This is a genomic window from Variovorax sp. P5_A3 (assembly GCF_056400665.1).
In genome coordinates this window covers 77,259-94,928 of sequence record NZ_JBFUKW010000005.1, presented here as the reverse complement: position 1 = coordinate 94,928, position 17,670 = coordinate 77,259, and the positions used below count along the sequence as shown (strand labels likewise).

Below are 17,670 nucleotides of genomic sequence, written 5' to 3'. Positions count from 1 at the left end.
AGGTATCACGATGAATCCCTTCATTCGACTTCACCCCGCCGACGACGTCGTCATCGCGCGCGGCCAACTGGTCGGCGGCACGCCGGTCGAAGGTGTCACGGCGCGCGGACTGATTCCGCCGGGCCACAAGATCGCCGTCCGCGCCATCGCGCAGGGCGAGCCGGTTCGGCGCTACAACCAGATCATCGGCTTCGCGAGCAAGCCGATCGCGGCCGGCGAGCATGTGCACACGCACAACCTCGACATGGGCCCGGACAAAGGGCACTTCGAGCGCGACTACGCCTTCGGTGCCGATGTGAAGGCACCGCCCGCACGGCGCGAGGCGACCTTCATGGGCATCCGCCGTCCCGACGGTCGCGTGGCGACGCGCAACTACATCGGCGTGCTGACCAGCGTGAACTGCTCGGCAACGGCTGCGCGGGCCATCGCGGACCACTTCTCGCGCAAGACCAATCCCGCGGCGCTCGCGGACTACCCCAACGTCGACGGCATCGTTGCGCTGACCCACGGCACAGGCTGCGGCATGGACACGGGCGGCATGGGCATGCAGATCCTCGAACGCACGCTGACGGGCTATGCGACACACGCGAACTTCGCGGCGGTGCTGGTGGTCGGCCTGGGCTGCGAAGCGAACCAGATCAATGCATGGCTCGCGACCGGCAATCTCAGCGAGGGCGAGAACTTCCGCGTCTTCAACATCCAGGACACCGGCGGCACGCGCAAGACCGTCGAGAAAGGCGTGGCGCTCATCAACGAGATGCTCCCGCGCGCGAACGCCGTGAAGCGTGAACCCTGCAGCGCGGCGCACATCACGATCGGACTTCAGTGCGGCGGCTCGGACGGCTATTCGGGCATCAGCGCCAATCCGGCGTTGGGTGCGGCGGTCGACCTGCTGGTGGCCCATGGGGGGACAGCGATCCTGTCGGAGACACCCGAGGTGTACGGCGCCGAGCACCTGCTCACGCGGCGCGCGGTCAAGCGCGAGGTCGGTGAGAAGCTGGTCGAGCGCATCCGGTGGTGGGAACACTACACCGAGATCAACGAGGGCGAGATGAACAACAACCCTTCGCCGGGCAACAAGGCCGGTGGGCTGACGACCATCCTCGAGAAGTCGCTTGGCGCGGTTGCGAAGGGCGGCACGAGCAATCTCGAGGCGGTCTACGAATACGCCGAGCCGGTGACCGCGCACGGCTTCGTCTACATGGACACGCCGGGCTACGACCCGGTGAGCGCCACCGGGCAGGTGGCAGGCGGCGCGAACATGATCTGCTTCACCACCGGGCGCGGGTCGGCCTACGGTTGTGCACCCTCGCCTTCGCTGAAGCTCGCGACCAACTCCGCGCTGTGGCAGCGACAGGAGGAGGACATGGACATCAACTGCGGCGAGATCGTCGAAGGGACGGTGTCGATCCAGGAGATGGGCCAGCGCATCTTCGAACTGGTGCTGGCAACGGCTTCGGGCGAGCACTCCAAGAGCGAACAACACGGCTACGGCCAGAATGAATTCGTGCCGTGGCAAGTCGGCGCAGTCATGTAATGCGGGCCCCCCGGCTTTTCACTGCGCTTCGCTGCGTGTAATTCGCCACCCCCCGAGGGGGAGGCTCGGCCGCCTTGGGGCGGCCCGGCGCCGGCCGAAACCGGACTGAAAAGGTAGTCAATGTCCCAAACTCTCCAAGCACCGGCTCTGCGCAAGCAAGTCGCCTCAGTCATCGCCGCGGCCGGCAGCACACCCGCCGAGGCAGAGCAGGTCGCGGCCAACCTCGTGCTCGCCAACCTCAGTGGCCACGATTCGCATGGCGTGGGCATGGTGCCGCGCTACGTCGATGCGGTGGTCGAAGGCGGGCTCAAGCCCAACGCCTCGATCAAGGTCAATCTGGACGCGGGCGCGATGCTGGCGCTCGATGGCCAGCGCGGCTACGGGCAGATCGTCGGCGTGCAGGCGATGGAACTCGCCATCGCACGCGCGAAGGCGCAAGGCAGCTGCATCGCGTCGCTCGCGAACGCGCATCACCTCGGCCGCATCGGGCATTTCGCGGAGATAGCGACGGCACACGGACTTGTCGCCATGCACTTCGTCAACGTGCTGTCGCGGCCCGTCGTCGCCCCATGGGGCGGCGGCGACGGGCGCTTCGGGACCAACCCCTGCTGCATCGGCGTGCCGCTCGCAGGTGCCGAGCCTTTCATTCTCGACTTCGCGACCAGCCGGGTCGCGCAGGGCAAGATGCGGGTGGCCCACAACAAGGGCGAACGCGTGGCGCCGGGCCACCTCATCGACGAGCACGGCGCGCCGACCGATGACCCGGGCGTCGTCGTCGTTCCGCAGAGCAATGGCCTGTTCGGCGCGCTCATGACTTTCGGCGAACACAAGGGCTACGGCATGGCCGTGGCCTGCGAACTGCTCGGCGGTGCATTGACCGGCGGCGGCACCTGGCATCGGCCTGCCGACACGGCGCGCACCGTGCTCAACGGCATGCTGGTGGTGTTGATCGACCCCGTGAAGCTGGGCACGCAAGCCAGCTTCGAGCAGGAGGCACGGGCCTTCATCGAATGGCTTCGCCAGAGCCCGCCGGGCGCGGGTTTCGAGGCCGTGCAGATCGCCGGCGAGCCCGAGCGCAAGGCGCGTGCCACGCGCGAACGCGAAGGGATCTGGCTGGACGATGCAACCTGGAGCGAGATCGTCGAGGCCGGCCGCAAGGTGGGTGTGACGATCGATTGATTGTTTCCAAAAAGGCGACGCGGTTCTTCCAAACGCGAGGGTTTTGAGTTCGCGATTGGTCTCAAACTTCTTCTCACGGACCAGTCAAAAAAGCTGATCTGCGTGAACAGGGCACAGAGCGATGTGGCCACCCCCATAAGGGATTGGCGACTTGCCCCGAGACCGGTTCGACATCGTCCCAACGCATTTGAAGGAACTTGAAAATGAACAGCTCGAAACTCATCGCCGCGGCCGCGTTCTCCATCCTGGCCGCCACCGGTGTCGCGCATGCAGAGACCTATGAAGGCGTGCATCCGCTGACCACAGCCAACAGTCGTGCCGACATGAACGCGGAAGCCCAGGTCGCTGCGCGCAGCGGCAACACCTATGGCGACGGCTCGGCCGCCGGCGTGACGAAGATGGCATCGACCGCCGACCGCTCGGCCATGCGCGCACAGGCCGTGGCCACCGCGCACAACCCGCTGCAAAGCCTCGACCGCCGCGCGTTCTACCGTGACACGGTGCCGGCCGAGTATTCCAAGCCGAAGGTTTCGCTGACGCGCCAGGCCGGCTTGTAATCCGCTGACAGGCTGCCGAAGGCCGGGTCCGCAGTGCGCGGGCCCGGCCTTTTTGCATTCTTCACCGCGTTTTCAGGTGTGTCCCTGCGCATCGGTGCGCTCGGTCTGCCTGTTCAGTTGTGCGCGCACGAAGTCGACGTGCTGGCGCAGGGTGTAGACCCTGTCGGAGAAATCCAGTGGAAATTTGGTGTGGAGGATTTCCGCCTCGATCCGGTCGAGTTGCTCCAACGCTTCCTCCCGCTCGGCGGCATCGAGCTTGCGCGATGCGAGGTCCTGCTCGAGGAACTTCAGCTCCCCGTAGCGTCGATAGAGGCGCCCCTGGCGTCGCCAGGAGACGAACGCAGGGAGCAGTCGCGAGAGAGGAACCAGGATGGCGGCCAGTGGAACCAGCAGCAACAAGATCCGTTGCGAGTAGTTCGCCGCCCAGAACGGCAGGTAGTTCTGCAGGAAGGGACGGCCGTTCTTGAAATAGCGCTCCGTCTCCTGCGATACCGGGAAATCGGTCCCCCTCGGGCTGGGGAACTCGTCGGGCCGCGTAATCAGGCTCGCCTGGCTGTGCACCTTGCGCGCCGCTTCGAGCAGCAGGTAGGCCAGCGCAGGGTGCAGTTCATCGCGGACCACCAGGTTGGCCGTGGTGGCCAGCAACTGGATGTCGTGTGGTGGCAGGTCGCGTCCCGGATCGACCGAGCCGCGTTTCAGCGTCACCGGCTGGAAATACGGATAGCGCCTCGACAGGCCTTCGACATGGTCCAGGGAGGCGAGGCGAAGCGAGGTGTCCGAAAGCAGCTTCTGCACTGCCGGAGCCTGGGACGCCGAGATGATGATGGCCGCATCGATCTGATGCTCATCGAGCATCTTCACCACGGCCATGCCACCCTCGCTCACGAAAGTGGTGCCGTCCGGCGCGCTCTGCTGGCCGTCCGGAACGACGACGCCGTAGATGGACAGCAGTTGGACGGCGACCTTGTAGTTGCCGCTGCCGGGAACGCCCACGGCGATCCGCTGGCCGGCGAGTGCCTGCAGACCCTTGGAGAGATCCAGCGAGTGCGTGAAGATCCACACGGGCTCGAAGGCCACGGTCGCCAGCGAGCGCAATGGCGTCGAATCGGGCGACGCATCGGGATCCAGCGCGAATACCCCCGTGCCACCCTGGACAAACGCGACGGAAACCGAGCCGTCGTTGAGCCGCTGCAGGTTCTCGACACCGCCGCTCGAAGGGCGCAACTCGAGCGCGACACCGTTGGCCTTGAGGATTTCCTGATAGCGCTGGCCGAAGCGGTGGTAGGCACCGTCAGGGACGCCCGTGCTCATCACGAGCGTGCGCGGCGGCAGCGGACTGACGAAGCGCACGACGAACCAGCTTGCCGCCGTCACGGCAGCGATCAGCGCCAGCCAGAACAGCAGGCGTCGACCGTGGGGCAGGGTTGGCAGGCTCGGAGCCTTCATTCATGAACCTGAAGCATTGGGATGGTGCATTCTGCCCTCGACATTGCGGACAACTGGGAGGGCCACTAGCATCGTTCTCATGCATCCGACACTCGAAGGAAAAGTGGCGCTGGTGGCCGGCGCGACCCGCGGCGCAGGGCGCGGCATCGCCGTGCAACTGGGTGCGGCGGGCGCCACCGTTTATGTCACGGGGCGCAGCACGCGCGCCGGCCGATCGGAAATGGACCGCCCCGAGACGATCGAGGAGACCGCCGAGTTGGTCGACGCGGCCGGTGGACGCGGCATTGCAGTGCAGGTCGACCATCTCGTGCCCGACGAAGTGCGTGCACTGGTGGACCGCATCCGGGCCGAGCAAGGCAGGCTGCACATCCTGGTGAACGACATCTGGGGCGCCACCACGATGGAGTGGAACAAGACAGTCTGGGAGTCTTCGCTGGACATCGGACTGCGCACATTGCGCCTGAGCGTGGAGACCCATGCCATCACCAGCCACTTCGCGATTCCCCTGCTCATCGAGACACCGGGCGGGCTCGTCGTCGAGGTCACCGACGGCACCGACGACTACAACGCGAGCAACTACCGGGTGTCCTTCTTCTACGACCTCGCCAAGGCTGCGGTGAACCGCATGGCGTTCGCGCTGGCGCACGAGTTGCAGCCGCACGGCGCGACAGCCGTGTCGCTCACGCCCGGATGGCTGCGTTCCGAGGCCATGCTGGAGATCTACCGCGTCACCGAATCGAACTGGCGCGATGCGACATCCTGGCAGCCTCATTTCGCGATTTCCGAAAGCCCGGCATTTGTCGGGAGAGCGGTCGCGGCACTGGCGCGGGATCCGGACGTGGCGCGCTGGAACGGAAGCTCCCTGTCGAGCGGGCAGTTGGCAAGGGTCTACGGCTTCACCGACATCGACGGAAGCCAGCCCGACGCCTGGAGGTACGTTCCGGAAGTCCAGGACGCAGGCAAGCCGGCCGACACGACCGGCTATCGCTGACGCCCGTGACAGTCAGCACTAACTGTTTCAGATGCTGTCGGACCGGGGGCTTAAGCTACCGTCATCACAAATCCAAATCTTCAAGGAGTTGACCATGACCATTTCCCGCACCCGTTTCGCCCGCCTCGGCGCCGTTCTCGTCTTGTTGGCCGCAGGCGCGGCCCAGGCCCAGGGCCTGGACATGCTGAAGGGTCTTGCTGGCGGAGGTGGCTCGTCGTCGGCGCTGGGCTCGATGGCATCGGGCAGCCTCGGCAATGCAGCCGGCGTCATCGAGTACTGCCTGAAGAACAACTACCTGAGCGGTGACGCCGCCTCCTCGGTCAAGGACCAACTCATGAGCAAGATCCCGGGTGGCAAGCCTGCTACCGACACGGGCTATGTCGATGGCTCGCAGGGCATCCTGACCAGCAGCGATGGCAAGAAGATGGATTTGACCGGGGGTGGCCTCAAGCAGGAACTCACCAAGCGCGCCTGCGACTTCGTCCTCAAGCAAGGCAAATCGATGATCTGAAAGGGCTGGGGCGGCCTCGCGTCCTCCCCCTGGCGGAAGTTTCCGCGTGCTCGCTAATGGAGGGCTAAATCTTCGCGTGCAAACTGGGCGCCCTTCATCAAGGCGTCCAGACATGGCCGCCCAAAAATAATATGAACGTTATCTTCATTTGCATTCAGTCAGCATCAAGTTACTCACGAATGCAGTCATGAAGAGACAAGAAGAGGATTCGCTCCAAAGGAGCGAGGCGGTCGTCATGTGGTTGACGGGCCTTTCGTCCGCAGGCAAGTCCACGATCGCGCAGAACTTGCAGGCCCGGATGCTGAAGCGCGGTGTTGCTGTCGCGGTCCTGGATGGAGACGAAATTCGCCGCGGATTGAGTCGGGGCCTCGGGTTCAGTGATGAGGACCGGTTGGAGAACATCCGGCGAATTGCCGAAGTGGCGCGCCTGCTCAGCGATCAGGGCATTCCGGTGGTCGTTGCGGCCATCGCACCGCTCGGCCGGCAACGGAGCGCGGCGCGCAAGATCATCGGGGCGCCCTACCGCGAGATTTACGTGAAGGCATCGCTTTCCGACTGCGAGCGCCGCGACGTCAAGGGCCTGTATGCCCGTGCGCGACGCGGAGAGGTGGCGAAGTTCACCGGTGTCAGCGACGCCTATGAGCCCCCGCTGAATCCCGATCTGCTGATCGATACGTCCCACCATGGCGTCGACGCGGCGGTGAACATGCTGATGCCGCTGCTCGAACGCTTCGGTGCCAAGGATCCGGGGTCGAGGCAGTTGGCATGAAGAATCACCTGCTCATTGCCGGGACCGGCCGTTCCGGCACGACCTTTCTGGTGCAGTACCTCGCGGCGTGCGGATTGGAAACCCAACTCGCGCGAGAAGGACGCCACGCTTACGACGATGCCGCCAATGCGGGCCTGGAAGACATGCTGCTGGGCCAGCCCGACGCGCCCTACGTCTGCAAGTCGCCCTGGCTGTACGAGTACGTTGAGCGCGTGCTCGCCGACAAGGAGATCGTCATCGATGCAGTCGTCGTTCCGATGCGAAGTCTCGTCGAGGCCGCGACCAGCCGGGTGGTCAACGAGATGCGTGCCCGGTATGCCGCCGACGCGATGCCTGACGATTGCAAGCAATGGGCTTCCTGGGGAACAACCCCGGGCGGCGTGGTCTATTCGCTCAACCCGCTCGATCAGGCGCGCCTGCTCGCATTGGGCTTCCACGAACTCCTGCACGCACTCGTCAAGTACAAGGTTCCCGTCCTCTTCCTCGACTTTCCTCGTTTCGTCGAGGACCACGACTATCTCTACGATTCGCTGGATTCGATCCTTGGACACCGGGTCGACCGACAGTTGGCGTCGAGCGCGCATTCGCGCCTGGCCTCGCCGACAAAGGTGCGGATCGGCAAGGAGCTTGCCACGGAAGGCGATGCGAAGGTGCCGGTAGCACGAGCCGACGGCCAACCGCCGCCGGGCATCGCACTTCCTCCTCTTGCAACGCTGGACCGCATCGCCCTCACGCGCGAGCTGGAGAAGACGAAACTCGATCGCACCGCGCTTGCGCGCGAACTGGGCGAGACGAAGCTTGCGTTGGCCAGCACCCGAGGGGCACTCGATGGGGCTGCGGCGACAGCCAGGTTGCACGAAGAAGAACTACGCAGCGCCGGCATGGCGCTGGAAGCGGCGAGGAGTGAACTGGCCGGGATGACGGCGCGCGCTGAACAGGCGGAGGAACGGCGCGACGCATTGGAAGCTTCGAGTTCCTGGCGCGCCACGGCGCCGTTGCGCGCGTTGTCCGGCCGCCTGCGACGTCAGTCGGGACACTGATCCCGTACTCGGCAGTCTCCGCTCAGAGCATCAGCGCGACGGCAGCGTCCAGATGCTCTGAAGGCGCGCGCCGGAATCCCGAGCGGGCGAATCGCTGCAGCCGGCCGACCACGAAGGCTGTCAGCACGGAGGCCCTCACCTGCGCGTCGACGCTCGGCGTGGCGGAGCCGTCGGTCGTGGCCGCGTCGCGGAAGGCTTGGCGCAAGGTGGCCTCGATCTTGTCGAAGAACTGGTTCATGCGGCTCTGCAGTCGGTCGTTCTCGAAGACCAGCGCATCGCCGACCATCACGCGCGTCATGCCGGGGTTCTTCTCGGCGAACTGCACCACCATCGCGACGATGCGCGCGGCCTGCTCGCTGCCCGCCACCTCGCGTTCCACGATCTGGTTGACGAGCGTGAAGACGCTCTGCTCGATGAATTCGATCAGGCCTTCGAACATCTGCGCCTTGCTGGCGAAATGCCGGTACAGCGCGGCCTCGCTGACATCGAGCCGGGCTGCCAGGGCCGCAGTGGTCACACGCTCTGCGCCGGGCTGCTCGAGCATGGCGGCGAGGGCCTGGAGGATCTGCACGCGCCGCTCGCCCGGCTTCGGGCGTTTCCGGATCGGTACGGCCACCGGTTCTGAACTGATTGGCGCATCGGAGGCGCTTTGCTCGTCGTTCTGCATGGGCACGTGCAAAATGTAAAAAAATGATTCTCGCACACGGCAGTTAGCGTGCGCCAACCGGGCAAGCCCTTCCTGTCGCGCAGAATCGACAGTTACTTTACGGGGGATCGCGCGCCACATGACGAACCAGACCATCCTAGTGACCGGCGGGGCCGGATTCATCGGCAGCCATACCTGCGTGGCCCTGGCGGCCGCCGGCTACACCCCGCTGATCCTGGACAACCTCGGCAATAGCGACGTCCGCGTGCTGGAGCGGCTGGGACGCATCATCGGCGCCACGCCCCGCTTCATCGAAGGCGATGTCCGCGACCGGGCGTTGCTCGACAAACTGTTCGGCGCGGAGCCGATCGCCGGCGTCATCCATTTCGCGGGCCTCAAGGCGGTCGGCGATTCGGTGGCCGACCCGATCACCTACTACGAAAACAATGTGCACGGCACCTTCGTGCTGGCGCAGGCGATGCAGGCGGCGGACGTCCGTACGCTGATCTTCTCGTCCTCGGCCACCGTCTATGGCGACCCCGACCGCTCGCCGATCCCGGAAGACGCGCCCCGCAGGCCGGCCAACCCGTACGGGCGGTCGAAGCTCATGGTCGAAGAGGCCTTGTCCGACCTGCAGCGCGCGCATCCCGACTGGCGTATCGCGCTGCTGCGCTACTTCAATCCCGTCGGCGCGCACGAAAGCGGCCTGATCGGGGAGCACCCGCAAGGCAAGCCGAATAACCTGATGCCCTTCGTCTCCCAGGTGGCCGTCGGCCTGCGCGACAAGCTGGCCGTGCACGGCGGCGACTACCCGACGCCGGACGGCACCGGCGTCCGGGACTACGTGCACGTGATGGATCTGGCCGAAGGCCATGTCGCCGCACTGCGTCACGCGGAAAAGCAGCCCGGCCTGGTCACACTCAACCTCGGCACCGGCCAGGGCGCATCGGTGCTGGACGTCGTCAAGGCCTTCGAACGCGCCAGTGGCCGACGCATCGCCTACGAAATCGGCCCGCGCAGGCCCGGCGACGTGCCAGCCTACTGGGGCGACCCGACCCTGGCACAAGCCACGCTAGGCTGGCGCGCGCATCGCGACCTGGATCAGATGTGCGCCGACAGCTGGCGCTGGCAACAAGCCAATCCCAACGGCTACGAATAGCCCTCGAAGCCCTAGCGGGCTCGAATCATGGTCCCGTAGGCCTGATCGGTCAGGATTTCCAGCAGCATCGCGTGCGGCACGCGGCCATCGATGATGTGCACCGCATTCACCCCGCTCTTCGCGGCATCGAGCGCACCCTCGATCTTCGGCAGCATGCCGCCGGAGATCGTGCCGTCGGCAAACAACTCGTCGATTTCGCGTGCGCTCAGATCGGTCAGCAGCTTGCCGTCCTTGTCGAGCACGCCAGGCGTGTTGGTCAGCATCATCAGCTTCTCGGCCTTGAGCACGGTCGCCAGCTTGCCGGCGACGACGTCGGCATTGATGTTGTAGCTCTCGTTCTCCTCACCGAAGCCGATCGGGCTGACGACGGGGATGAAGGCGTCGTCCTGCAGCGCCTTGACCACGCTCGGGTCGATCGAGACGATGTCACCGACCTGCCCGACGTCGTGGTGCAGGCTGGGATCGTTGCGATCGGCCATCTTGAGCTTCTGCGCGCGGATCAACCCACCGTCGCGCCCCGTCAGGCCCACCGCCTTGCCGCCGGCCTGGTTGATGAGGCCGACGATGTCCTGTTGTACTTCGCCGGCCAGCACCCACTCGACCACCTCCATCGTCTCGGAGTCGGTCACGCGCATGCCCTGGATGAAGTTCCCCTTCTTGCCGAGGCGGTTGAGCGCCGCCTCGATCTGCGGGCCGCCCCCGTGCACCACCACCGGATTCATGCCGACCAGCTTGAGCAGCACCACGTCTTCGGCGAAGTCGGCCTGCAGTTCGGGGTCGGTCATGGCATTGCCGCCGTACTTGATGACGATCGTCTTGCCGTGGAACTTGCGGATGTAGGGCAGTGCCTGGGCCAGGATTTCCGCCTTGTCGCGCGGGGGGATGTTGAGCACGGGATCGGTCATGGTGGGCGGTGGGAAGTTCGGATTCCGGAATTGTGCCGTCGAACTCAGGGACGCAGCCAGCGGGGGACCTTGAATCGCACGATCATGAGGTAGGCAGCCACGTAGGTGGCGACGAACAGGGCGCAGAACGCCATCAACACAGGCGTGTTGTTCCAGAACAGCACCGCCGGCACCACCGTCAACGCCGCGAAGATCCACAAGTACGGCGAGGTCCGGTTGTTGCGCGCGAGCAGCTGGCGCGCTTCATCGTCCGCGAACGCGACACGGACGATGCGCCGGAAGATCAGCTGGTGGAAGTGCAGCGCGTCCGCCGTTCCCGGCGACTGGCCGCGCGCGATCTTGCGGTAGATGGAGAACACGGTCTCCCACACCGGGTAGATCAGCAGCAGCATCGGGAACCACGGCGAGACGACGCGGTGCCGCTGCACCAGCGTGACCGCGGCGACGGCGATCACCATGCCCCAGACGTAAGCGCCGCCGTCCCCGGCAAAGATCTTGCCGCGCGGGTAGTTCCAGATCAGGAAGCCGACCGTCGCGCCGACCAGGCAGATCACCATCGCGGCCAGTTGCCGGTCACCGACCTGCAGCGCAACGTGCGAGATGGCCAGGCAGACCAGCACGGCGACGGTGCCGGCCAGCCCGTTGTAGCCATCGATGATGTTGAACGCATGCGGCAGGCCGCCAATCGCGAGCGCCGCGAACAGGAGCGGCGCATAGGGCATCGCCTGCATCCAGCCGTCGACGGTGGCCACGCCGGTCCGCGCGACGCCCAGGTGAAGCACCCAACACAGCAACAGCGCCGAGCCGATGGTGAGCCCGAGCCGGTAGCGCACAGACACCCGCTGGGTCACGTCCTCGATGATGCCGCCGAGCACCGCCGGCGCGATGCACAGCAGCGTGAGCACGGAGGCCTTCAGCGGCCACGACACATTGAACGGGTCCGAAGGCATCCCCGCGACCAGCCAGGCCACCCCCATGCCCACCAGGATGCCGGCACCTCCCAACCGCGGCACGTGGCCCTTGTGGAAGCGCTGCGGCATGTCGTGGCCGTAACGCCGCGCATGCCGGCGCGCCCGGCGCATGAACACCTGCACCGCGAATGCAGAGAGAAGAAAACTGATGACGATCAGAGCAATCATGGGGTGGGAGCGGGAACTCTAGAATTCCCGGGCGAAATTAGACCATGCCGATCTCCCCACCCCACTCTCTTCCCATCACGGTCTCGATCGTCAGCCATGGCCAGCTCGAACTCGTGTTGCCGCTGATCGAGGAACTGGACCGGTACAACCGCGGGGAGGTCGCCAAGGTCGTGCTCACGATCAACATCCCCGAGCCCGACCTGCTGGCGGGCCGGAGCTGGGGCTTCGAGATCGAACGCATCGAGAACGACGCGCCCAAGGGCTTCGGCGCGAACCACAACCAGGCCTTCGCGCGCTGCGCGACGCCGTGGTTCCTGGTGTTGAATCCGGACATCCGCTTCGACAGCGACGTGCTCGCACCATTGATCGCTCACGCCGCGCCGGACAGCGGCCTGCTCGCGCCCCGGATCCTCGAGCCCGGCAAGCCGACGCCCGAACAGCACCGGGCGATCATCACGCCGCTGGAGATCGTCTCGCGCAAGCGTCCCGACTATGTGCGGCCCGTCGTGCCTGCATGGATACCGGGGCTGTTCATGCTCTTCCGCAGCGAGGCCTACCGCGAGATCGAAGGCTTCGACGAACGCTTCTTCATGTATGGCGAGGACTTCGACATCTGCGCCCGACTGCGGCTCGCGGGCTGGAAGTTGCAGATCGCCGAGGAACTGCAGGCCCGGCACGACGCGCGACGCGCCAGCCATCGAAGCAAGCGACACCTCTACTGGCACGTGACCAGCCTACTCAAGGTGTGGTCGTCCGCCGCTTTCTGGCGCTATTGGCGGCTGGAGCGGACGGGCTGACGCAGGCCGGATCAGACCGACTCGAACAGGTCGCGGACGACGCCCCGCACTCCCCGGCCGAACTTGTCGTACCGGCCCGTCATGGCCTCCCGCAGCACCGGCACGCAGCGCTCGATCCGTCGCGCCGGCAATGCGGCCCGGAATCGCTGATGCTCGATCTTCGAGCGCACCTTCTCGATCGTGACGGGCGATACCCGGTCGCCCAGCGTCAGCAGGCGCGCGAGAAGAAGCTCCGCCTTGATGGCGCGCTTGACGTGCGTGTCGCCGCGCGAAGCCAGCGCCTTGCGGATCTTGCCCATGAAGGTGTCGCGCCGTGCGCCGATCTGGTTGGATGCGTGCTGGCGGTACTCGATCAGTTCGTCTTCCAGCACGTCGACGCCACCCACGGTCGAGGCCACGATCGCGAGCCACTCGTCATGCAGCCATTCCACCGGAAAAGGTGCGGCGTCGGCCAGCAGGCTGCGGCGGAAGATCGCGGTCGCGCCGGTCACGAGATTGCGGCGAAGGAACACGTCGAAGGCATTGCCGCCGTGGATCCAGTTCATTTCGAAGGGCTTGACCTCCAGCGCGTGGAAGAGCGACTGGCCAAGATCCCTGCGATCGTCATCGACCAGGCGCGCGTCGGTGTGCAGCAGCAGCAGATCGGGGCGCCGCTCGAATTCGGCCGCCATCCGGGCAAGCCGGTCGGGCTTCCACACGTCGTCCTGGTCGCTCAATGCGATCAGGTCGCCCTCGCAGGCGCGCACGGCCTGCTCGAAATTCTTCGTGACGCGAAGCGCGGTGGTGTTCTGCAGCACGCGCAGGGCGACCGGGTGTTCGGGACGCTCGGCGGCGCACTCGGCGACCGCAGCGCGGGCGATATCGACGCAGCCATCGGTCGACGCGTCGTCGGACAGCACGATCTCCTGCGGAGGGCGTGACTGCAGACAGATGCTGCGGACCTGTTCGCGGATGAAGGCGGCCCCGTTGTAGGTGCACAGGGCGACGGAGATGGACAGGGGGGCGGTTGCCATGTTCAGGTTCTTGCGGCCTCGGAGTACCAGGGTGCGCGGGACCATCGCGCGTAGCTGAAGTCCTCGAGCTGGAGTGTCAGGTTCGGGCTGTAGGCCGGGTCGTCGAGGAGGGCCTTGCCCCATCGCTGTCGCATGTACGCAGCGTCCTCCCGAACATGCGTCGACTTCGCAGGCCAGGTCGACGCATGGTGGATCAGGTCGGCATAGGGCGTCCACACAATGCGCAGGCCCGCCTCCCGCAGACGCAGGCAGAGGTCGACGTCCGCGAACGCCCCCTTGAGGTGATCTGCGTCCATTCCTCCTACTTGCTGGTAATGGTCCTTCGTGACGACGAGACACGCAGCGGACACGGCCGACATGGACTGGATCAGGGCCGCGCGTCCGCAATACCCTTCCCGTGCAGGCGGCATGCCCCGGTGCGAATAGCCGGCCACGCCGCCGACCCCGAGGATCACGCCGGCATGCTGCAACGCCCCGGCCGGATACCACAGGCGCGCACCCACGGCGCCCACGCCGGGCTGGAGGGCGAGACTCACCATCTCGCCAAGCCATTCGGCCGACTTCACCTCGACCTGGTCCGCGAGAAGGGCCAGAACGCTGCCCTCCGCAGCCTCGGCCGCCGTGTTGAGGACGGCGGCGTCATCGGAGGCCTGCCCGATCCGGACCACGCGGACCCCGGGCTCCTTCGCAATGGATTGCAGCCAGGCCTGCATCTCGGCGCCGGTCGATGCGCGATCGACCACCACGATCTCGTAGTTCGGATAGGCCGTCTTCTCGCGCACGGAGTCCACGCACCGCCGGATGGACCTCGCGTCGTTGCGCGTCGGAATGATCAGCGACACCAGCGGCGGCGCTTCGGGAAGAGCGTAGCGAGCGCGATAGCCCACGCCGATATGCTCCGCCGCGGCGCGCACACCCGTGCGCGCGAAGTGCTCGTTGAGGGCACGCTCGCCCGCTACTGCCGCGTACGGCTTGGCATCCATAGAGCCGGCCGTGCTTTCGCTGTGCACCCGCCAGTGATAGAGGACGCGGGGCACATGCCGGATCTGCCCGGCTTCGACGCGCTCCATACAGCGCAGCACCAGGTCCCAGTCCTGCGAGCCTTCGAGGCCGAGCCGGAAGCCACCGACTTCGCGCACCAGGTCGGTCGCCAACGCGCCGAGGTGACTGAACATGTTCTGCGAGCGGAACAGGTCGACGTTCCAGTCGGACTTGAAATAGGGATCGAAGCGCCGACCGGATTCGTCGACCTTGTCTTCGTCCGAATAGATCAGCCGCACATCCGGATGCGCGGCGATGCAGTCCGCCACGCAGAACAGCGCATGCTCGGGCAGCAGATCGTCGTGGTCCATGAGTGCCAGCCAGGTCCCGGTCGCGAGCGCCAGCGCGCTGTTCGACGACGCCGAGATGTGGCCGTTCTCGGGCCGGAACACGACCTTGATCCGGGCATCCGTCTCGGCATAGGACTTCAGGATGTCCCGGACCGCTGGGGAGGTCGAGGCATCGTCCGCGATGCAGAGCTCCCAATGCGGATAGATCTGGCTGCGCACCGACTCGATGGCCTCGCGCAACCATGCGGGGTTCGGGTTGTAGGTGGGCATGAGCACCGAGATCAGCGGCGGTGCTTTCATTGCGGCGACGCGCTGCGACATCGCTTCCTGAAGTTGCGGTGTCAGCGTGTCGTTGTCGGCGATCCACCGCGCGTAGTCGAGACCGCCGCCGAAGCGCTGGCGCAAGCCCCATTGAAGGCCGCGCCAGCCTGAAGTGCGGAGCAGGCGCCAGCCACGCTGGAAACGGCCCACCGGGCGCGAAGGCCCGGAGGCTTGCGGCTCCAGCGAGACGGAAGGAAGTACAGGTTTCATTGGGGACTGTTCGGAGTCACGCGAGGCGGCCATGCCAGGCCGAAGTCTTCCGCGTCCAGGGTGAGGTTCGGGTTGTACGCCGGGTCATTCGCAATCAAGGCGCCCCATCTTTCTCTCATGTAGGCCTGCTCCAGGGCGAGACGCTCGCGTTGCGCGCCGGACATGTCCGAGCCGCGGGTCGCGGATTCGTGATGGAACAGAACGGCGTACGGCGTCCATACATTGCGATATCCCGCGTCCCGGAGTTTGAGGCAGAAATCGACGTCGTTGTAGGCCACCTTCAGGTCGGCATCGTTCAGGCCGCCGACCTGCTCGTAGAGATCCTTCCTGACCACCAGACAGGCCGCGGTCACCGCGGAGAACGACTGCATGAGCCGTGCGCGATGGCCATGGCCGCCGAGCCATGCCGGCAAGTGCTTGTGCGCGTGGCCGGCCACTTCGGCGACACCCAGCACGATGCCGGCGTGCTGCAAGGTCTGGTCCGGATAGAGGAGCTTGGCGCCGACCGCCCCCACGCCCTGCTGGCACGCCAGCGAGACCATTTCGCCGAGCCAGTCCGGCGTGATCACTTCGATGTCGTTGTTGACCAGCGCCACGAACTCGCCGCGTGCCTGCGCCACGGCGCGATTGTTGAGCGCCGCATAGTTGAATGGCCGGTCGTCGCGAAGCACCGTGATGCCCGGCTGCGCGTCGAGTTCGGCGAAATAGGCCAGGGCCGCAGGATCGTCGGACCCGTTGTCGACCAGCAGGATCTCGTAATGGGGATAGGTGGTCGCGGCCACGATGCTTTCGACGCACTGCCTCACCAGCGCCTCCGCATTGCGGGTCGGGATGACCAGCGTGACCAGCGGCGGATCGACCGGAAGGTCGTAGTGCACGCGATAGCCCTCGGGAAGGGCTTCCGCCGTGCCGGCGATACCGAGGCGTCGAAGGTGATCGTTCAAGGCGCGCGCCCCCGCGGGCGGTGCGGATGGCTCCGCGCCATGCGACAGTGCAGTGCTCTCGCCATGGGACCGACGATGGCAGAGCACGCGGGGGATGTGTCTCACCTGATCGGGGCTGAGCGCCTCGATGCAACGCAGCGCGAAGTCATGGACCTCCGCCCCTTCGAATCCCGGGCGAAAACCGCCGACCTGCCGGGCCAGCGAAGCGTCGAAAGCACCCAGCCGGGAGAACAAGTCCTGCGACCGCAATAGATCGAGATTCCAGTCGGGCTTGAAGTACGGGCTGTAGCGGCGACCGCGGGCATCGATGCGGTCTTCATCGGAATAGACCATCCGCGCACCCGGATGGCTCGCGATCTCTGCGGCGAACAGTTGGAGCGCTTGCACGGGAATCAGGTCGTCCGGATCCGTCGGCAGCACCCACGCCCCCGATGCGATCCCCAAGGCGCCATTCAGTGCCGATGCGACGCACCCCGCACCCCCGAGGGGAGGCACCACCTTGATACGCGCGTCGTCCAGATCCAGCCGGTCCAGCAACGCACTCGCTTCGGCCCCGGACGAGGCATCGACGGCAAGGCAGAGCTCCCAACCGGCGTAGCGCTGCGAACGTACCGCATCGACGGCTTCGGCAAGCCAGGGGGAGCGAAGGTCGGAAACAGGCATCAGCAGCGAGAAAAGCGGCGTCCCGGGCAATGCCGCCGCCTCGGCGTGCGGCCCGGCGTCCAGCGCAACGCCGGGCGAGTCATACCGGCGAATCCACTCGGCATAATCGTCTCGCTGGCCGATGACGGTCTCCGACGCGGGGCCCGCTGATCGCCGAAGCCATCTGTTGGCGCGTCGAAGCGGTGCAGTCAGCCGCCAGCTGATGGATCGCCTCAGTGCATCGACTTCCGCTTCCAGTGCCTCGCGACGCTCCTGGAGTTGGGCGCGACTCGGCCCAGGGTCGAGCACGGGCTGTTGCCTCTGCGATAGGGTGCCCGGCAAGGTCGGCTTACTCGGCACGAAGATCTCTTCCGCAGATGAAAACGCGAAACTTGATGCGCGATGCCGGCGCATTTCCTGAAAGGGCTGGCAAGATCGTGATTTCGCGTGTGCTTTTCGCCATGGGGACCGCTTGCGGTTCTGCTTGAATTTTCCCGACGGCCGGGTCAGTAAAATTATCCCCTCAACACACC

Annotated in this window: 16 protein-coding genes; 9 read left to right on the top strand and 7 right to left on the bottom strand. The window is 65.9% G+C overall.

Annotated features, from left to right (window positions below; genetic code table 11):
• The first annotated feature begins 10 nt into the window (after positions 1-10).
• From AC1D3B_RS09755 to AC1D3B_RS09745, 3 genes are all read left to right on the top strand, one after another.
• Entirely contained in the window at positions 11-1,537 is a 1,527-nt protein-coding gene (locus AC1D3B_RS09755) for a UxaA family hydrolase (RefSeq protein ID WP_478190463.1), read from the top strand.
• 120 nt (positions 1,538-1,657) lie between these two features.
• Positions 1,658-2,716, top strand: a complete 1,059-nt coding sequence (locus AC1D3B_RS09750; RefSeq protein WP_478190462.1) for a malate/lactate/ureidoglycolate dehydrogenase — start codon at positions 1,658-1,660, stop codon at positions 2,714-2,716.
• A 203-nt stretch (positions 2,717-2,919) separates the two neighbouring features.
• A complete protein-coding gene (locus tag AC1D3B_RS09745; protein ID WP_478190461.1) occupies positions 2,920-3,273 on the top strand; it encodes an alpha/beta hydrolase in 354 nt (117 codons plus the stop codon).
• Positions 3,274-3,345: 72 nt separating this feature from the next.
• On the opposite strand, the gene AC1D3B_RS09740 is transcribed toward AC1D3B_RS09745, so the two are convergent.
• Positions 3,346-4,719 (bottom strand): TAXI family TRAP transporter solute-binding subunit, encoded by a 1,374-nt coding sequence (locus tag AC1D3B_RS09740; protein WP_478190460.1) that lies wholly within the window; start codon positions 4,717-4,719, stop codon positions 3,346-3,348.
• Between the two features lie 79 nt (positions 4,720-4,798).
• Here AC1D3B_RS09740 and AC1D3B_RS09735 point away from each other — a divergent pair, with 79 nt between their 5' ends.
• The 4 genes from AC1D3B_RS09735 (at position 4,799) to AC1D3B_RS09720 (ending at position 8,030) form a co-directional block, all read left to right on the top strand.
• Positions 4,799-5,710 carry an SDR family oxidoreductase gene (locus AC1D3B_RS09735; RefSeq protein WP_478190459.1) on the top strand — a complete coding sequence of 304 codons (912 nt, stop codon included), beginning with the start codon at positions 4,799-4,801 and terminating at the stop codon, positions 5,708-5,710.
• A 94-nt stretch (positions 5,711-5,804) separates the two neighbouring features.
• Complete coding sequence (locus tag AC1D3B_RS09730) at positions 5,805-6,221, top strand: YjjA family protein (protein ID WP_478190458.1); 417 nt, start codon at positions 5,805-5,807, stop codon at positions 6,219-6,221.
• Between the two features lie 187 nt (positions 6,222-6,408).
• A complete protein-coding gene (gene cysC, locus AC1D3B_RS09725) occupies positions 6,409-6,990 on the top strand; it encodes an adenylyl-sulfate kinase (RefSeq protein ID WP_478190457.1) in 582 nt (193 codons plus the stop codon).
• Entirely contained in the window at positions 6,987-8,030 is a 1,044-nt protein-coding gene (locus tag AC1D3B_RS09720; protein WP_478190456.1) for a hypothetical protein, read from the top strand. Before cysC ends, AC1D3B_RS09720 begins: the two co-directional genes overlap by 4 nt.
• Before the next feature lie 22 nt (positions 8,031-8,052).
• On the opposite strand, the gene slmA is transcribed toward AC1D3B_RS09720, so the two are convergent.
• Entirely contained in the window at positions 8,053-8,697 is a 645-nt protein-coding gene (gene slmA, locus AC1D3B_RS09715) for a nucleoid occlusion factor SlmA (RefSeq protein ID WP_478190669.1), read from the bottom strand.
• Positions 8,698-8,815: 118 nt separating this feature from the next.
• On the opposite strand from slmA, the gene galE reads away from it, so the two are divergent.
• Complete coding sequence (gene galE, locus AC1D3B_RS09710; protein WP_478190455.1) at positions 8,816-9,835, top strand: UDP-glucose 4-epimerase GalE; 1,020 nt, start codon at positions 8,816-8,818, stop codon at positions 9,833-9,835.
• 11 nt (positions 9,836-9,846) lie between these two features.
• Here galE and argB read toward each other — a convergent pair whose 3' ends face one another.
• Together argB and AC1D3B_RS09700 are read right to left on the bottom strand one after the other, a co-directional pair.
• Entirely contained in the window at positions 9,847-10,740 is an 894-nt protein-coding gene (gene argB, locus AC1D3B_RS09705; protein ID WP_478190454.1) for an acetylglutamate kinase, read from the bottom strand.
• A gap of 44 nt (positions 10,741-10,784) precedes the next feature.
• Positions 10,785-11,879: an MraY family glycosyltransferase gene (locus tag AC1D3B_RS09700; RefSeq protein WP_478190453.1), complete on the bottom strand. Its 1,095-nt coding sequence runs from the start codon at positions 11,877-11,879 to the stop codon at positions 10,785-10,787.
• Positions 11,880-11,923: 44 nt separating this feature from the next.
• Between AC1D3B_RS09700 and AC1D3B_RS09695 the strand changes: the two genes are divergently transcribed.
• Positions 11,924-12,676, top strand: coding sequence for a glycosyltransferase family 2 protein (locus AC1D3B_RS09695; RefSeq protein ID WP_478190452.1), 753 nt, complete (start codon positions 11,924-11,926; stop codon positions 12,674-12,676).
• Positions 12,677-12,687: 11 nt separating this feature from the next.
• On the opposite strand, the gene AC1D3B_RS09690 is transcribed toward AC1D3B_RS09695, so the two are convergent.
• From AC1D3B_RS09690 to AC1D3B_RS09680, 3 genes are read right to left on the bottom strand one after another with little or no spacing between them, the layout of a single operon-like run.
• Positions 12,688-13,689 carry a glycosyltransferase family 2 protein gene (locus AC1D3B_RS09690; RefSeq protein ID WP_478190451.1) on the bottom strand — a complete coding sequence of 334 codons (1,002 nt, stop codon included), beginning with the start codon at positions 13,687-13,689 and terminating at the stop codon, positions 12,688-12,690.
• 2 nt (positions 13,690-13,691) lie between these two features.
• A complete protein-coding gene (locus AC1D3B_RS09685; protein ID WP_478190450.1) occupies positions 13,692-15,551 on the bottom strand; it encodes a glycosyltransferase family 2 protein in 1,860 nt (619 codons plus the stop codon).
• Positions 15,548-17,446: a glycosyltransferase family 2 protein gene (locus AC1D3B_RS09680; protein ID WP_478190449.1), complete on the bottom strand. Its 1,899-nt coding sequence runs from the start codon at positions 17,444-17,446 to the stop codon at positions 15,548-15,550. Before AC1D3B_RS09680 ends, AC1D3B_RS09685 begins: the two co-directional genes overlap by 4 nt.
• Positions 17,447-17,670 lie beyond the last annotated feature (224 nt).

What these genes read in the sequence shown, in the direction of transcription:
- argB (WP_478190454.1), bottom strand. Translation starts at nt 10,740, where the DNA reads ATGACCGATCCCGTGCTCAACATCCCCCCGCGCGACAAGGCGGAAATC.
- AC1D3B_RS09730 (WP_478190458.1), top strand. Translation starts at nt 5,805, where the DNA reads ATGACCATTTCCCGCACCCGTTTCGCCCGCCTCGGCGCCGTTCTCGTC.
- AC1D3B_RS09745 (WP_478190461.1), top strand. Translation starts at nt 2,920, where the DNA reads ATGAACAGCTCGAAACTCATCGCCGCGGCCGCGTTCTCCATCCTGGCC.
- AC1D3B_RS09750 (WP_478190462.1), top strand. Translation starts at nt 1,658, where the DNA reads ATGTCCCAAACTCTCCAAGCACCGGCTCTGCGCAAGCAAGTCGCCTCA.
- slmA (WP_478190669.1), bottom strand. Translation starts at nt 8,697, where the DNA reads ATGCAGAACGACGAGCAAAGCGCCTCCGATGCGCCAATCAGTTCAGAA.
- AC1D3B_RS09695 (WP_478190452.1), top strand. Translation starts at nt 11,924, where the DNA reads ATGCCGATCTCCCCACCCCACTCTCTTCCCATCACGGTCTCGATCGTC.
- AC1D3B_RS09755 (WP_478190463.1), top strand. Translation starts at nt 11, where the DNA reads ATGAATCCCTTCATTCGACTTCACCCCGCCGACGACGTCGTCATCGCG.
- AC1D3B_RS09700 (WP_478190453.1), bottom strand. Translation starts at nt 11,879, where the DNA reads ATGATTGCTCTGATCGTCATCAGTTTTCTTCTCTCTGCATTCGCGGTG.
- galE (WP_478190455.1), top strand. Translation starts at nt 8,816, where the DNA reads ATGACGAACCAGACCATCCTAGTGACCGGCGGGGCCGGATTCATCGGC.
- AC1D3B_RS09735 (WP_478190459.1), top strand. Translation starts at nt 4,799, where the DNA reads ATGCATCCGACACTCGAAGGAAAAGTGGCGCTGGTGGCCGGCGCGACC.
- AC1D3B_RS09685 (WP_478190450.1), bottom strand. Translation starts at nt 15,551, where the DNA reads ATGAAACCTGTACTTCCTTCCGTCTCGCTGGAGCCGCAAGCCTCCGGG.
- AC1D3B_RS09690 (WP_478190451.1), bottom strand. Translation starts at nt 13,689, where the DNA reads ATGGCAACCGCCCCCCTGTCCATCTCCGTCGCCCTGTGCACCTACAAC.
- AC1D3B_RS09740 (WP_478190460.1), bottom strand. Translation starts at nt 4,719, where the DNA reads ATGAAGGCTCCGAGCCTGCCAACCCTGCCCCACGGTCGACGCCTGCTG.
- AC1D3B_RS09720 (WP_478190456.1), top strand. Translation starts at nt 6,987, where the DNA reads ATGAAGAATCACCTGCTCATTGCCGGGACCGGCCGTTCCGGCACGACC.
- cysC (WP_478190457.1), top strand. Translation starts at nt 6,409, where the DNA reads ATGAAGAGACAAGAAGAGGATTCGCTCCAAAGGAGCGAGGCGGTCGTC.